Origin of the sequence: Cognatiluteimonas profundi, assembly GCF_009792795.1 — a bacterium.
GTDB classification, from domain to species: Bacteria; Pseudomonadota; Gammaproteobacteria; order Xanthomonadales; family Xanthomonadaceae; genus Cognatiluteimonas; species Cognatiluteimonas profundi.
In genome coordinates this window covers 913,952-928,850 of the sequence record NZ_VKHQ01000003.1, presented here as the reverse complement: position 1 = coordinate 928,850, position 14,899 = coordinate 913,952, and the positions used below count along the sequence as shown (strand labels likewise).

General features: G+C 67.6%; 16 protein-coding genes. 14 read left to right on the top strand and 2 right to left on the bottom strand.

Annotated features, from left to right (window positions below):
• The first annotated feature begins 37 nt into the window (after positions 1-37).
• From GST15_RS06360 to GST15_RS06350, 3 genes are all read left to right on the top strand, one after another.
• Entirely contained in the window at positions 38-1,075 is a 1,038-nt protein-coding gene (locus GST15_RS06360; RefSeq protein ID WP_159016358.1) for an SPOR domain-containing protein, read from the top strand.
• 129 nt (positions 1,076-1,204) lie between these two features.
• The gene (gene purF, locus GST15_RS06355; protein ID WP_159016357.1) at positions 1,205-2,674 is read left to right on the top strand and encodes an amidophosphoribosyltransferase; all 1,470 of its coding nucleotides are present in this window, start codon (positions 1,205-1,207) and stop codon (positions 2,672-2,674) included.
• A gap of 15 nt (positions 2,675-2,689) precedes the next feature.
• Entirely contained in the window at positions 2,690-3,490 is an 801-nt protein-coding gene (locus GST15_RS06350; protein ID WP_159016356.1) for a ferritin-like domain-containing protein, read from the top strand.
• A 726-nt stretch (positions 3,491-4,216) separates the two neighbouring features.
• Here GST15_RS06350 and lpxH read toward each other — a convergent pair.
• Entirely contained in the window at positions 4,217-4,936 is a 720-nt protein-coding gene (gene lpxH / locus GST15_RS06345) for a UDP-2,3-diacylglucosamine diphosphatase (protein WP_159016355.1), read from the bottom strand.
• A 77-nt stretch (positions 4,937-5,013) separates the two neighbouring features.
• On the opposite strand from lpxH, the gene gltX reads away from it, so the two are divergent.
• The 7 genes from gltX to GST15_RS06310 all read left to right on the top strand — a co-directional run bounded on the left by gltX (position 5,014) and on the right by GST15_RS06310 (position 10,962).
• Positions 5,014-6,414 carry a glutamate--tRNA ligase gene (gltX, locus tag GST15_RS06340; RefSeq protein ID WP_159016354.1) on the top strand — a complete coding sequence of 467 codons (1,401 nt, stop codon included), beginning with the start codon at positions 5,014-5,016 and terminating at the stop codon, positions 6,412-6,414.
• Positions 6,415-6,437: 23 nt separating this feature from the next.
• The gene (locus tag GST15_RS06335; protein ID WP_425482200.1) at positions 6,438-6,929 is read left to right on the top strand and encodes a transcriptional repressor; all 492 of its coding nucleotides are present in this window, start codon (positions 6,438-6,440) and stop codon (positions 6,927-6,929) included.
• Positions 6,930-7,031: 102 nt separating this feature from the next.
• On the top strand, positions 7,032-8,450 hold the full coding sequence (locus GST15_RS06330) for a hypothetical protein (RefSeq protein WP_159016353.1): 1,419 nt from the start codon (positions 7,032-7,034) through the stop codon (positions 8,448-8,450).
• A gap of 10 nt (positions 8,451-8,460) precedes the next feature.
• Positions 8,461-9,381, top strand: a complete 921-nt coding sequence (locus GST15_RS06325; RefSeq protein ID WP_159016352.1) for a metal ABC transporter substrate-binding protein — start codon at positions 8,461-8,463, stop codon at positions 9,379-9,381.
• On the top strand, positions 9,378-10,190 hold the full coding sequence (locus tag GST15_RS06320; protein ID WP_199268718.1) for a metal ABC transporter permease: 813 nt from the start codon (positions 9,378-9,380) through the stop codon (positions 10,188-10,190). The genes GST15_RS06325 and GST15_RS06320 overlap by 4 nt, the downstream gene beginning before the upstream one ends.
• A gap of 61 nt (positions 10,191-10,251) precedes the next feature.
• Positions 10,252-10,662, top strand: a complete 411-nt coding sequence (locus tag GST15_RS06315) for a MerC domain-containing protein (protein WP_159016351.1) — start codon at positions 10,252-10,254, stop codon at positions 10,660-10,662.
• A gap of 111 nt (positions 10,663-10,773) precedes the next feature.
• Positions 10,774-10,962 (top strand): 30S ribosomal protein THX, encoded by a 189-nt coding sequence (locus GST15_RS06310; protein ID WP_159016350.1) that lies wholly within the window; start codon positions 10,774-10,776, stop codon positions 10,960-10,962.
• A gap of 64 nt (positions 10,963-11,026) precedes the next feature.
• Here the strand turns inward: GST15_RS06310 and hutI are convergent, their stop codons facing one another.
• Complete coding sequence (gene hutI, locus GST15_RS06305; protein WP_159016349.1) at positions 11,027-12,247, bottom strand: imidazolonepropionase; 1,221 nt, start codon at positions 12,245-12,247, stop codon at positions 11,027-11,029.
• A 326-nt stretch (positions 12,248-12,573) separates the two neighbouring features.
• On the opposite strand from hutI, the gene GST15_RS06300 reads away from it, so the two are divergent.
• The 4 genes from GST15_RS06300 (at position 12,574) to GST15_RS06285 (ending at position 14,862) form a co-directional block, all read left to right on the top strand.
• Positions 12,574-13,071 carry a hypothetical protein gene (locus tag GST15_RS06300; RefSeq protein WP_159016348.1) on the top strand — a complete coding sequence of 166 codons (498 nt, stop codon included), beginning with the start codon at positions 12,574-12,576 and terminating at the stop codon, positions 13,069-13,071.
• A gap of 128 nt (positions 13,072-13,199) precedes the next feature.
• Positions 13,200-14,024: a hypothetical protein gene (locus tag GST15_RS06295; protein ID WP_159016347.1), complete on the top strand. Its 825-nt coding sequence runs from the start codon at positions 13,200-13,202 to the stop codon at positions 14,022-14,024.
• Between the two features lie 49 nt (positions 14,025-14,073).
• On the top strand, positions 14,074-14,628 hold the full coding sequence (locus GST15_RS06290; protein WP_159016346.1) for a hypothetical protein: 555 nt from the start codon (positions 14,074-14,076) through the stop codon (positions 14,626-14,628).
• Positions 14,629-14,724: 96 nt separating this feature from the next.
• A complete protein-coding gene (locus GST15_RS06285) occupies positions 14,725-14,862 on the top strand; it encodes a hypothetical protein (RefSeq protein WP_159016345.1) in 138 nt (45 codons plus the stop codon).
• Positions 14,863-14,899 lie beyond the last annotated feature (37 nt).

The window sequence follows — 14,899 nt, the reverse complement described above, 5'->3', positions numbered from 1 at the left end:
GGTATAATTGCGGCGCCTCCTGGGTAAGTGAGCGCCGATGGATTCCCGATTGAAGCAGCGCCTGATCGGCGCCGCAGTGCTGGTCGCGCTGGCGGTGATCTTCCTGCCGATGCTGGTGCAGGGCCCGGCGCCGGACAGCGGCGTATCCGACGTTCCGCTGTCGATGCCCGATGCGCCGCGCGGCGCGTACGAAACCCGTGATCTTCCCCTCGTGACGCCGGGCGATGCACCCGACGGCGGCGCCGTGGGCATGGCGGCGAACCAGCCGGCAGCCGTGGTGTCACCGCCGACCGACAGCAGCGTCGCGCCAGTGGCCGCCGCCAGCGACGACATGCCCGCGGACGCCACGCCCCTGGACGGCGCAACCGTCGACGCCACCCCCAAGCCCGCGACTCCTGCGACTCCCGCGGCTGCCAGCGCTCCGTCCGCGGCCAGTAATGCCGCGTCTGCCGGCAAGGGCGACATGTTCCCTCCGGCCACTGCCGGTGGCGACTACGCGGTGAGCTTTGGCACCTATGGCACCACCGCCGCCGCTGATGCGGTCGTCGGATCGCTGCGGGCCTCGCAGCTGCCGGGCTATCGCGAGGCCGCGACCGCCAACGGCAAGCCGGCATGGCGTGTCCGCATCGGTCCCTACGCGTCGCGCGCGCAGGCCGAGGCCGCGCGATTGCGCGCCGCGCATGTGCGCGACGATGTGGGCTCGCGCGTCGTCGTCCTCGACGCGCGGACCGCCGCCACTCCAGCCGCGACCACCACGGCTGCGACGGGCGCATCGATCGCAGCCAAGGCGCCGACCGCTGCCACGACCCCGCCGCCAGCGGCGACCTCCGCCGCGGCAGCCGTCGGGTTCGCCGTGCAGCTGGCGGCCTTCAGCAAGCCGGCCGATGCCACCGCGCTGCGCGACCGGCTGCGGGCTGCCGGCTTCAACGCCTTCGTCGAGTCGGTGTCGACCGATCGCGGGACGCTGACGCGCGTGCGCGCCGGCCCCGTCCAGAGCCGGACCGAAGCAGAACAATTGCAGGCACAGATCAAGTCGAAACTCGGGCTGGATGGCATCGTCAGGCCACATCCGTGACGTGATGGCGTTGCCATCGGTCGCTGTCGTGGGTTGATATCGGCGCGCGGCACCACATTCATCGGTCGCGGCAACGCATCGTCGTTGTCACGAAAACAGTCGGCGCAATCGCGCCGCGGAGAGCGGAACATGTGCGGCATCGTTGGAATCGTTGCAACCACGGATGTCGCACCGGCGCTCTACGACGGTTTGACCGTCCTGCAGCACCGCGGCCAGGACGCCGCGGGAATCGCCACCGCCGACGGCTCCCACCTGCGCGTGCACAAGGGCAACGGCCTGGTGCGCGACGTGTTCGATGCCAAGTCCATGGCCATGCTGCAAGGCCGCGTCGGCATCGCGCATTGCCGCTATCCGACCGCGGGCAATGCGGGCGCCGACGAAGCCCAGCCGTTCTACGTGAATTCGCCGTACGGCATCGCGCTGGCGCACAACGGCAACCTCATCAACACCGATGCATTGCGCCAGGAGGTCTTCGAGCAGGACCGCCGCAACGTCAATACGGATTCGGATTCGGAAGTCCTGCTGAACGTGTTCGCGCACGAACTGGGCACGCAGAAGGCGTTGACGCCGCAGGCGGTGTTCCACGCCATCGAGGGCGTCAACCGGCGCGCGCGCGGAGGCTACGCAGTCGTCTGCACCGTGCTGGGCCTGGGCCTGGTGGCATTCCGCGACCCGCACGGCATCCGTCCGCTGGTGCTGGGCAGGCGCAGCACCGCAACGGGCACTGACTATGCCGTCGCATCGGAATCCGTCGCGCTGGACATCCTCGGCTTCGAACGCATGCGCGACGTGCAGCCGGGCGAGGCGGTCGTCGTCACCGCGCGTGGCGAACTGTTCACCCAGGTCTGCGCGCCGGCCCAGCAGCACGCGCCCTGCATCTTCGAGTACGTGTATTTCGCGCGACCCGACTCGATGATGGACGACATCTCGGTGCACAAGGCGCGCATGCGCATGGGCGTGAAGCTGGGCGAGAAGATCCTGCGCCTGCGCCCGGACCACGACATCGACGTGGTGATCCCGATTCCCGACACCTCGCGCGACGCCGCCCTGGAAATCGCCAGCGTGCTCGGCGTGAAGTACCGCGAGGGCTTCATCAAGAACCGCTACGTCGGCCGCACCTTCATCATGCCGGGGCAGGGCGAGCGCGCGGCCTCGGTCAAGCGCAAGCTCAATCCGATCCCGCTGGAATTCAAGGGTCGCGTCGTCCTGCTGGTCGACGACTCGATCGTGCGCGGCACGACTTCGAAACAGATCGTGCAGATGGCGCGCGACGCCGGCGCCCGTAAGGTCTACCTCGCGTCGGCCGCGCCACCGGTGCGGTATCCGAACATCTACGGCATCGACATGCCGTCGGTCGACGAACTGGTGGCACACGACCGCAGCGAGGACGAGATCCAGCAGATCCTCGGCTGCGACTGGCTGATCTACCAGGACCTGAAGGACCTTGAGGACGCCGTATCCGGTCCGAAGCAGCGGATCGATCATTTCGATTCATCGTGCTTCGACGGCAAGTACGTGACCGGCATCGATCCTGGTTACTTCGAACGCATCCAGCAGTTGCGCTCGGACGACGCCAAGAAATCCCGTCGCGCGCTGTAGATCCGCGTTCGCGCCATGCGCTCGCTGTACGATGCCGCGCGCGGCTGCCTGGATGCCGCCACGCCCGAAGACAAGGTGTCGCGCACGGAAACCGCCGCGCTCGCGCTCGCCAGTGGGCAACTCGCCATTCCCGAATCAGCCCCCGCGCCCGATGCGGTGCGGATGCCCGGCAGGCCGCTGGCGCCCAGGCTGATCCATGCACGCGATCTCCCGAAACGCGGCCTGGGCAGCACGCATGGACGGGCCGCCTTCATCCATTCCATCGCGCACATCGAGCTCAACGCGATCGACCTGGCGTGGGACGCGGTCTATCGCTTCCGCGGCCTGCCGGCCGCGTACTACGCCGACTGGGTTGCGGTCGCCAGCGACGAAGCGCGCCACTTCATGATGCTGCGCGACCGCCTGCGCGAACTCGGCCACGACTACGGCGACTTCGACGCGCACAACGGCCTGTGGGAAATGGCCGAAAAGACCGCGCACGACGGGTTGGCGCGGATGGCGCTGGTACCACGGGTGCTTGAGGCGCGCGGCCTGGACGTGACGCCGGGAATGATCGCGAAACTGCAGGCGCTGGGCGACGACGCCACCGTGGCGATCCTCGAGACGATCCTGCGCGAGGAAATCGCGCACGTGGCGGCGGGGTCGCGCTGGTTCCGCTGGTATTGCGAGCGCGCGGGCGTCGATCCGCGGGCGCGCTTTCGCGAGCTGCTGGTGGAATATGCGCACGGGAGTCTGCGGGGGCCGTTCAACCGCGACGCGCGGTTGGCGGCGGGGTTTGATGTGGATGAGATTGCTTATCTCGAACAGCTTGCGTGACAGATTGGGCTGATTAGGAACTCCAAAGGCTGCCCTTCGGGCAAGTCAAAGGCTTTCGCCTGCGGCGAGTTACTTTTGTCTTGGCAAAAGTAACCAAAACCGTTTGCTCCTGACGGCCGCCGGTGCGGACTGCGTCCACCCCGGTGCCCTGCGCTTCTCGGTCAAAGCGGCACGGCGCCCAAACTCGCTGCGCTCAAACATGGGCGCCTCTTCGGCCGCTTCGCCCTGCGATGCTCGGCGGCCTTTAAGTCGCAAAACAGCAAGGGCCAAGCGACAGCCAAGCGACAGCCAAGCGACAGCACTCAATAATCCGCTCCATCGCTTTTTCAATGGCGCCACGACTTCGTCTACCTTTTCGCCACTCCGCCCTGGGCCCTTCCGCTCTTTCGTTGGCTTTTGTGCGCCTTAAAGCTCGCCGAGCATCGCAGCCGGAAAGGGGGAAAAGGCGCCCATGTCTGAGCGCAGCGAGTTTGGGCGCCGTACCCTTTCCGGCGAGAAGCGCAGGGTACCGGGGGCGGCTTCATCGCCCCCGGCGGGCGTCCGGCGCAAGTGGTTTTGGCTACTTTTGCCGTAACAAAAGTAGCTCGCCGCAGGCGAAAGCCTTTGACTTGCCCGAAGGGCAGCTGTTTGTGGAGAAGCAAGACAAAAGTAACTCGCCCGCAGGGCGAAAGTCCTGGGCTAAAAGCTTTGGCTGGAAGGTTTGACTAGTAGCGTTGGCCCAGGCCATTACAACGCCGACAACACAGCCCCCCTCCCATCCACCCGCAACACCGATCCCTGCTCATACCAATCCCCCAGCACGATGCGCTTGTTGCCGTTACGCGCATGCACGGCGGGCCGATGCGTATGACCGTGGATCAGCGTGTCGATCCCGAATCGCGCCATCGTTGCCTCCACGGTCGCTTCGCTGACGTCGGTGATCGCGTCCATCGCGCCTTGCGCCTTCAGCCCGGATTGATGCGCCTTGCTGGCCGCGCGCGCCTGCGCCGCGAAGGCCGTGCGCGCGACGAGCGGCTGCGACAGGAACTGGCGTTGCCAGGTGGGGTCGCGCGTCTGCGCGCGGAACTGCTGGTAGGCGACGTCATCCGTGCACAAGGTGTCGCCGTGCATGAGCAGGGTGGGTTTTCCGTACAGCATGACCACGACGGGATCCGGCAGGATGCTCATGCCGCTTCGCCGGGCATACGAATCGCCCACGAGGAAGTCGCGATTGCCGCGCACGAAATACACCGGCACGCCGCTGTCGGCCAGCCCGCGCAGGGCGTCGGCCACGAAGGCTCCGGTTACGGAGGGATCGTCGTCGCCGACCCAGGCTTCGAACAGGTCGCCGAGGATGTACACGGCCTCGGCGCCGCGCGCTTCTTTGGCGATGAACTGGCCAAACAGGTCCGTGATGGCAGGACGCTCGGCGTCCAGGTGAAGATCCGAAATGAACAGCGTGGTCATCGCGCCATTCTAGGACGAGGCCGCGCAGGCGTGCCCCGTCCCGTAAAATTGGCCGATTCCCCGACGCTGGCCCTTGCATGACCTGTCGCACCCGCTTCGCCCCAAGTCCCACCGGTTACCTGCACATCGGCGGCGCGCGCACGGCGCTGTATTGCTGGCTGGAGGCACGCCGACATGGCGGGCAGTTCATCCTGCGCATCGAGGACACCGACCAGGAACGCAACACGCAGGCGGCGATCGACGCCATCCTGCAGGCGATGGACTGGCTGGGCCTGGATTACGACGAGGGCCCGGTCTACCAGACCGCGCGGCTGGACCGATACCGCGAAGTCGCCGGGCAGATGGTGGCCGCAGGCACCGCGTATTACGCCTACGAGACCCGCGCCGAGCTGGAGGCGATGCGCGAGGCGGCAATGGCGAAGAACGAGAAGCCGCGCTACAACGGCGCCTATCGCGACCAGGCCGCCGGTTTCCGCGACGATCCGGACCGCGTCATCCGCTTTCGCAATCCGCTCGACGGCAGCGTCGCCTGGAACGACAAGGTCAAGGGCTGGATCGAGATCGCCAACAGCGAGCTCGACGACCTGGTGATCCTGCGCTCGGACGGCTATCCGACATACAACTTCGCGGTCGTCGTCGACGACCTGGACATGCGCATCACCGATGTCGTGCGTGGCGACGACCACGTCAACAACACGCCGCGGCAGATCAACATCTACCAGGCGCTGGGTGCGGACGTGCCGGCGTTCGCGCACCTGCCGATGATCCTGGACCAGGAAGGCGCGAAACTGTCCAAGCGCACCGGCGCCGCCGACGTCATGCAGTATCGCGACGCCGGCTACCTGCCGCATGCGCTGCTCAACTACCTGGCGCGCCTGGGCTGGTCGCACGGCGACCAAGAGATCTTCTCCATCGCGGAGATGACCGCGCTGTTCGACCTCAAGGACGTGCACGCCAAGGCCGCGCGCCTGGATCCGGCGAAACTCGGCTGGCTCAACCAGCAATACCTCAAGACCGATGAGCCGGCCGCCGTTGCCGTGCACCTGCAGTGGCACCTGCGCGAGATCGGGCTCGACATCGCGAACGGGCCGGATCCGGTCGACGTCGTGCTCGCCTTGCGCGATCGCGTGCAGACGCTGCGCGACATGGCCGAACGCGCCGCGGTCTGGTACCTGCCGCTGGAGCATTACGACGACGCGGCCGTGGCCAAGCATCTCGGCGCCGCGGCGCGTGCGCCGCTGCTGGCGGTGCGCGAACGCCTGGCTGCACTGGCGTCGTGGAATGTCGAGACGATCGGCGTCGTCCTGCACGACACCGCGGAAGCCCTGGGCCTGGGCATGGGCAAGGTCGCCCAGCCGCTGCGCGTCGCGATCACCGGCACGCAGGTCAGCCCCGACATCGCGCATACGGTGTACCTGGCTGGCCAATCGCAGGCGCTCGCGCGCATCGATGCGGCCCTGCAGCGCGTGCCAGCTTGAGTCGTCACGCAGGCGGCACCATCATGGCTGTCATGTCCCGCCACGCCTGCACCGATCCCAAGCACCACGTCCACGACTCCGCCGGTTTCGTGGCGGCGGTCGAGGTTGCCTGCCAGCAGCGTGGCCTGCGCCTGACGCCGATCCGCGCGCGGGTGCTGGGGCTGATCGCCGATGGCGGCAAGCCATTGAAGGCCTACGACCTGCTCGACCAGATGCGCGAAGGCGAGGGCGCCGGCGCGGTCGCGCCGCCAACGGTGTATCGCGCGCTGGACTTCCTGCTGGCCAACGGCTTCATCCACAAGCTGGAATCGGTCAACGCCTTCGTCGCCTGCCACCACCCCAGCACCGCCCAGCACTCGGTGCCGTTCCTGATCTGCGATCGCTGCCATTCGGCGGTCGAGCTGGAGGACGAAAAGGTCGTCGCGGCGCTGGATGAGCGCGCACGCGCCCTGGGCTTCGTGCCGCAGGCGCAGACCCTCGAAGTCCACGGGCTCTGCGCCCGCTGCAACGGCTGATCCGGCAGGCCGATCCCACCCGCTGAAGATTCCAGTGGACGACTGGTGTGGCTTGGATGTTATGTTATAACTTCCTTGCCCCGACATCGGTATCGCGCGTCCATGAGAAAGACCTTGCTGGGCTCGACCGCCCTCTCGCTGTGCCTGCTGTCCGCCATACCTGTTGCCGCCATGGCTGCCGTGCCGGCCAAACAGACCGAAGCCCAGCGCATCGCGGCGCTCGAGGCCAAGGTCGAGGCGCTGGAGTCCGAACTGCAGGCGATCAAGTCGGCGCAGCCAACGACCGACGCCAGCCAGGCCGCCGTCGCGCCGGTCGCGCAGCAGCCGGACGCCACCGCCGAATCCGAGATCGATGCGCTGGCCGCGAGTCCCACCGATGCAGCCGCCAGCGACGTCTCCGCACCGGCGGCAGCGTCGGCCGGCGACAGCAGTGCCGGCAGCAATGCGAATGCCTTCAACCCGGCAATCAGCATCATCCTCAACGGCAGCTACTCGCACCACTCGCTGGATTCGGCCCGCTACGCGCGTTCGGGCTTCCCGCTGGTGGGCGAGGGCGCGCCATCGCCGAACGGATTCTCGCTGGGCGAAAGCGAGCTGTCGTTCGCCAGCAACATCGACGACAAGCTGTACGGCCAGTTGACGTTGACCGCGTCCAGCGAGGGCGGGCAGGACCACATCGGTGTCGAGGAAGCCTTCATCGACACCACGTCGCTGCCGGCGAATTTCAGCGTGCGCGCCGGACGGTTCTACTCCGACATCGGCTATCTCAACAGCCACCACGCGCATACCGACAGCTTCTTCGACCGGCCCTTGCCCTACCAGGCATTCCTCGGCAACCAGTACGGCGACGATGGCGTGCAGGTGAAGTGGCTCGCGCCGACGGCGATGTTCCTGGAGCTTGGCGCCGAAGCATTCCGCGGCAGCAACTATCCCAGCGGCGGCGCGCAGAACGGCGGCCTCGGCACGCGCACGATCTTCGCGCACACCGGCGGCGATGTCGGCAGCGAGAACGCCTGGCTCGCCGGCGTGTCGATGCTCAAGACCAGGGCGGCAGGCGCCGAGGATGGCTTCAGCGGCGACACGACGCTGTACATCGCCGATGGCACGTGGAAATGGGCGCCGCAGGGCAACTTCAAGGACGGCGGCATCACGATTCGCGGGGAATACTTCCTCGACAACCGCGATGGCGTGTTCGCCGACCCGGTCGATCCCACGCTCCTCACGCCATGGAACGGGCAGCGCCACGGTGCCTATGTCGAAGGCGTGTATCGCCTCAACCGCACATGGGACATCGGCTATCGCTACGACCGACTGTGGTCGGACGCCGGCAATCCGTTCGCGATCGCGGGCAACAGCTTCGACCCCTATCGCCATAGCGCCGAACTCACCTGGCGCAACAGCGAGTTCAGCCTGGTGCGCCTGCAGCTCAGCCACGACAAGCCCAATCCCGACGACAGCGACAACGCCGTCACCGTGCAGTACCAGACCGCCCTTGGCGCGCACGGCGCGCACAAATTCTGAGGATCGACCGATGAAAGCGTTTGCCATTTCCGCAGTCCTCCTCGCCGCCGGCATGTTCGCCGCGCCGGCGCAGGCAAAGTTGAAAGTCTTCGCCTGCGAGCCCGAGTGGGGTTCGCTGGTGCAGGAACTCGCCGGCGACAAGGTCGATCTCGACGTCGCCACGACCGCACTGCAGGACGTGCACGTGATCGAGGCAAAACCCAGCCTCATCGCGAAGGTGCGCGCGGCCAACCTCGTCGTCTGCACGGGCGCGGAGCTGGAGATCGGCTGGCTGCCCATGCTGATCCGCCAGTCGGGCAACGCCAGCGTCGCGCCGGGTACGCCCGGTTATTTCATGGCCGATTCGCAGGTCAAGCTGCTGGAAAAACCCACCGCCGTCGACCGCGCCGCGGGTGACGTGCATCCGGACGGCAACCCGCACACCCAGATGGACCCGCGCCGCATCCTCGTCGTCGCGCGCACGCTCGATGCGCGGCTTGCGCAGCTCGATCCGTCGAATGCGGCGGTGTATCAACAGCGCCTGGACACCTTCAGCAAGCGCTGGCTCGCCGCGATGACGCGATGGAAGGCCGAGGCCGCTCCGCTGCGTGGTCGTAAGGTCGTCGTGCACCACATCGCCTGGCCGTACCTGTGGGACTGGCTCGGCATGCAGCAGATCGGCGCACTGGAGCCCAAGCCGAGCGTGCCACCGACCAGCGCGCACCTGTCGAGCCTGATCGCGATCACCAAGTCGAGCAACACGCTGGCGATCGTTCGCGCGGCCTACCAGGATCCCAAACCTGCCGACTGGTTGTCCGATCGCACCGGCGTGCCCGCGCTGACGCTGCCGTTCACCGTCGGCGGTGACGCGCAGTCGAAGGATCTGTTCGGCCTGTTCGATTCGACGATCAGCAAGCTGCTGGGAGCGTCCCGGTCAGGAGCGGCCAAGTGACGTTGAACTGGGAAGGCCTGGACATGAGCATCCTCGGCCCGGCCTGCGTGGCCGGGCTGATCGTGCTGTCGACGCATGTACCGCTGGGCAAGCAGGTGCTGTCGCGCGGGATCATCTTCATCGACCTCGCCATCGCGCAGATCGCCGGGCTCGGCGTGATCCTCGCGCAGGCGATGGGCATCGACGAGCACGGTTTCGGCGTGCAGGTCTCGGCCGCGGTTGCCGCACTGGCCGGTGCCGGACTGCTGTCCTGGACCGACCGTCGCTGGCCGGAATACCAGGAACCGCTGATCGGCACGCTGTTCGTCCTCGCGGCGACCGGTGGACTGTTGTTGCTGGCAAACAACCCACAGGGTGGCGAGCACCTGAAGGACCTGCTGGTGGGGCAGATCCTCTGGGTCAGCTACGCGCAGCTGATCCCGGCGGCGGTGCTGTCGGTGGTGCTGCTTGGCTTCATGTGGCTGCGGCGCGGTCGCCTGGCCGGACTGGCGTTCTATGGCCTGTTCGCTCTCGCGATCACCGCGTCGGTGCAGCTGGTCGGCGTCTACCTGGTCTTCGCCAGCCTGATCGTGCCGGCACTGGCGACGGCCGGGATGCGTGGGCGGGGTCGACTGACGGCCGCCTATGTCATCGGCGCGATGGGCTACGTCACGGGCCTGGCGCTGTCCGCGGTGCTCGACCTGCCCAGCGGCGCGCTGATCGTGTGGACGCTGGCTGGCTGCGCCCTGCTGGCGCAACTGGTGCCGGCGGTTCGACGTTCGCATCCGGCGCACGCGACGCCGGAAGTGGTCTTCGACGCGGCCGCCTGAGGCCTTCACGCTGGCGTCGATGGCAATTGTTACAATGTAACGTATGAGTGATGGATCCCCCATGCGAGCGCGGCGCCCCCACCCCGTGCTCGATCGCCTCGGCGCAACCGGATCGCTGGTCTGCGCCATCCATTGCGCGCTGTTGCCGATGCTGATCGCGCTGCTGCCCTCGTTGGGCATCGCGGCGTGGCTGGGCGAGGGCTTCGAACGCGGGTTCGTCATCTTCGCGACGCTGCTGGGGGTATTCACCCTGGCCTGGGGCTATCGGCGGCACCGCGTGGTCCGGGCCCTCGGGATCCTGATCCCCGGGCTCGCGGCCTTGTGGATCGGCGTGCTGTACGCCCCGCTGCACCATGCCCTCCTCCCGCATGCGATCACGATGACGCTGGGTGGCACCCTGGTCGGCATGGCCCACCTTGCCAACCTGCGGCTCAACCACGGCCACGTGCACAACGCCTCCTGCGCCCACTGAGCCGTGCCGGCGGCGGCCTTCGACAAGGGACCGGCAGGAAGATCGGGTAGAATCTGCAGCCTCGCGCACGCGAACACCCGCGTGCTACACAAAATTTCAGGAGTCACATCGATGGGCAAGGGCGACAGCAAGACGGCAAAGGGCAAGCGCGCCACCTCCAGCTATGGCAATGCGCGTTCCCACACGGCGCCCAAGGCGACCGGTGCCTTCGCCGCCCCGGCAGTGAAGAAGACCGCCACCAAGTCGGTCGCCAAGGCGCCGGCCAAGAAGGTCGTCGCCAAGAAGACGGCCGGCAAGTAAGCCCGCCGCGCCGCGTTTGCGGCGAATCGAAAAGCCCCGCCCCGGCGGGGCTTTTTCGTTGTGGTCAGGCCAGGCGCCTGCCGTCGGCGAACACGGCCTCCACCAGGTCGCCGCCAAGCCAGTACGCCAGCTCCGACGGGTCGCCGACCCGCCACTGCACGAAATCCGCACGCATGCCGGTTCGCAGTATTCCGCGATCGTGCAGTCCGAGCGCACGCGCGCCATGCAACGTTGCCCCACGCAGGGCTTCCTCGGGTGTCAGCCGGAAGTGGGTGCACGCCAGTTGCATCGCCTGCCGCAACGACAGCAGCGGTGAGGTTCCCGGGTTGCAGTCGGTGGCGACCGCCATCGGCACGCCGTGCTCGCGCAATGCGTCGATCGGCGGCAGCCGCGTATCGCGCAACACATGGAACGCACCCGGCAACAACACGGCGACCGTGCCCGCTGCCGCCATCGCGCGCACGCCGGCGTCGGACGTGTGCTCGATATGGTCGGCCGACAGTGCGCGGTAATCCGCAGCGAGCGCCGCTCCGCCGAGGTCGCTGAGCTGGTCGGCGTGCAGTTTGACCGGCAGCCCGAGCGCGCGTGCGGTGTCGAACATGCGACGCGTCTGCGCCGGGGAAAACGCGATCCGCTCGCAGAAAGCGTCGACCGCGTCGACCAGGCCTTCGGCATGCAGTCGCGGCAACCATTGGATCGCCGCATCGATGTATCCGTCGGCGTTGCCGGCGAACTCGGGCGGCAGCGCATGCACGGCCAGGTAAGTCGTGCGGACGCCGATGCCGAGGACATCACCGATGCGCCGCGCAACGCGCAGCATCTTGCGTTCGTTGTCGAAGTCCAGGCCGTAACCGGACTTGATCTCCAGCGTGGTCACGCCATCGCGGAGCAGGGCGCGTGCGCGCGGCAGCGACTGCGCGAGCAGCGCGTCCTCGCTCGCCTCGCGCAACGCGCGCACGCTCGACACGATGCCGCCGCCCGCGCGTGCGATCTCCTCGTAGCTGGCGCCCTGCAGTCGTTGCTCGAACTCGCGCGAACGATTGCCGGCAAACACCAGGTGGGTGTGGCAGTCGACCAGGCCCGGCGTGATCCAGCCACTTGTCTGGATGACGTCGCCGGCGAGCGTCGCCGGATCGCCCGGCAAGTCCGCGCGCGGACCGACGAAGGTCAGCACGCCATCGCGCCAGCCGATCGCGGCATCGGCGATCGCTCCGTATCCGGCATCCGCGTCCAGCGTCGCCAGTGAGGCGCCGAGGATCAGTCCGTCCCAGTGAACAGCGCTCATTCGTTCCTGCATATCGTCTGTTTTGCCCCGCTGCATGCCGTCAGCAATCCGCGTGGATTCTGTCACAGCCGGTTTCGGGCCAATGAACATGCGGCCGCCGCGTTTCATGTCCGGTCCTCGACGGTTTTCTGGTTCTTGCATGAGGGCCGGCGATTTCCGCACAGCCCTGCTGCCGGAGCCTTCGCATGCACCCATATCATCCCCGCGGCCTGCCACGTTGCCTTGCGGCATGCATGGTCCTGGTCGGGATCGTCGCCTGTTCGAACCCCTCCCGCGCTCCGGGTGAGGCGACCGCCTCGGTTGCGACCCCATCCGCCCCGGCTGCCGTGGACGCCTCCTCCGAGCCGGCTGCCGCGGCGGTGGATCCGGACAGTCCTTGCCGCGTGCTGGGTGATGCGACGGTTCGTGCGGTGTTTCCAGATGCAAAGGCCGGCGCACGCAACCGCAGTCGCGAGGAATACGGCATCACCGCCTGCCAGTGGTCGACAGGCAGCGGCGACTTCACCGCGGAGATCTGGCAGGCGAAGGGAAGCACCGCCGACAATGAAATCCGCGGCCTGGCAACGGGATTCGTGGATCCCACGAAGCCCGATGCGCAGGGCAATGTCCGCTTCGAACCGGTGCCCGGCGTCGGCGACCAGGCGTTCGCGGTGGTTGAAAACAAGGACGCGGCGAAAGGCATCCTCGCCGATGTCGCGCTGCTGGTGGCAAGCCACGGCGACAGGATCCTCGTGCTGACCTCCACCGATCTTGCCCGCGGAGATCGCGCGGATGCGTTGAAGACGCTGGCGACACTGGGTGCCGACGCCGTCGCGCGGCTCTAGCGATGCAACGCCGCGCAGCCGATGCAGCCGGGCCAGTCGCGAACCTCAGTGCAATGCCACGGCGACCCGGCGCGTCGCAACCATCCAGCTGCATTGCGCGCCTGACCATCGCCATCGAGGAACATCCCATGCAACACACCATCGTCCCCCGCGTCACGATGCTGTCGGTCATCCTGGCTGCGTGCACCTTCGCCCCGATCGCCGCGCGCGCCGATCCACCCGGCTCACCGGCGGTGACCTGCACCGGTGGCGGCCTGTCCGCGCCACCGACATTTTCCCAGGTGTCGCCGGGCCGGGCCGAGTATCACTTCAGCGGCGTCTGCGAAACGCGTGACGGCCGATCGTTCGGCTATCGCGCCACCGCGACATGGACGCCGTCCGAAACGCGCGACGGGAACGCGAACGCGTCGGAGATCTATCGCATCGACATGCTGTCCGGCCAATCGCGGACATTCGATGTCGTGCTGGGGGGGCGCTGCGAGCGCGACCCATGGTTGCACGGCGTCAACTGCACGCGCGTGGGCGACAACATCGGGGACGACGTGCGCGAACTGTGGCCCGACCTCGCCCAATCGCCATTCCCGGCGTCCAGGCGCGGCATTCCCGATGACCAGCGCGCCGGGCTGATCGCCGACTACGATCGGGCCAACCTCGCCGTCGTCCCCTCCGGCGCATTTACCGATCGCGTTCGTGCGCACGCCGTCGACCGGTTGCGCACGACGCCCGCGCAAGCCGGCGCTGCGTCCACGCCGGCCGACGCCGTCAGCCTCAATCCGCAACCCTTGCCACCAGGCCCCCCGGACAAACAGGTGGAACCGGCGACACCCTCCCGCGCCGGGCAGGCCGGAATCATCATCGTCAGCGGCAAGGGCGCGACGCAGGTCGTGCGCAAGGTGTTGCCGCCAACGCCTGTCGACCAGCCCGTCGACCAACCCGTCGCGCCACGACCCTGACACCACTGCGGCGCGCCCGCGCTCCGCACCTCACTGGAGACACAAGCCCATGCACCACGCCATCCGCCCGCTCGCCGTCGCCGCGCTCTGCCTGCTCGGCGCGCAGGGATGTTCCAGGCCCACGCCGTCGGCAGCATCCGGTCCTGCCACCGACACCACGCCAGCGGCCGCGCCGGAGCTCAGCGCGCAAGCGATCCAGGCGAAGATCGACGCGCAGAACAAGGCGCATCCAAAGGCCTGCGACATCGTGACCGCGCAGGAGATGTCGACCATCCTCGGCACGCCGGTGAGCGGCGAGCTGCACGAAGGCTCGGTCGACAAGTCCGAGTGCATCTACAAGCCCGACAACGCGGTCAGCCCGTACGTCGAGTTCACCGTCGAATGGGGCGAGGGCGAATCGGCCATGGCCGCGGCCGGCGTGATGGGAAAGATCGCGCCGGGCATCGCCGATCCCTATGCGGGCATCGGCGACAAGGCCATCGCCGTGGGCACGGGATTGATGATCAAGACCGGCGACGACCTGGTCACCATCATGTTTTCCGGCGTGACCGACGCACCGGCGAAGGCCAGGAAGATCTTCGACACCGCCAAGCCGCGGATCTGACCTGATCCACACGTCGCCGACGGCCTAAGCCGTTGCGATGGCGGGGCGGTGCGCACGAACGACGGCGCGTCGCTCCGCGGCGCGTCGGACGCGGCCGTGACCAGCCGCTCGGCCAGGGCCTTGTACACGGGCACATGGCAGGCCAGCGCGGTCGCGCCGAGCAGCACGGCGTTCGGCGCCACCCCACAACAGCAGGGCAAGCCCGACCTTGGCATCGGGTCGCTGGCTCATTGATTCATTGCCTCACGCAGCCCGCGCGTGCTCGTGCAGA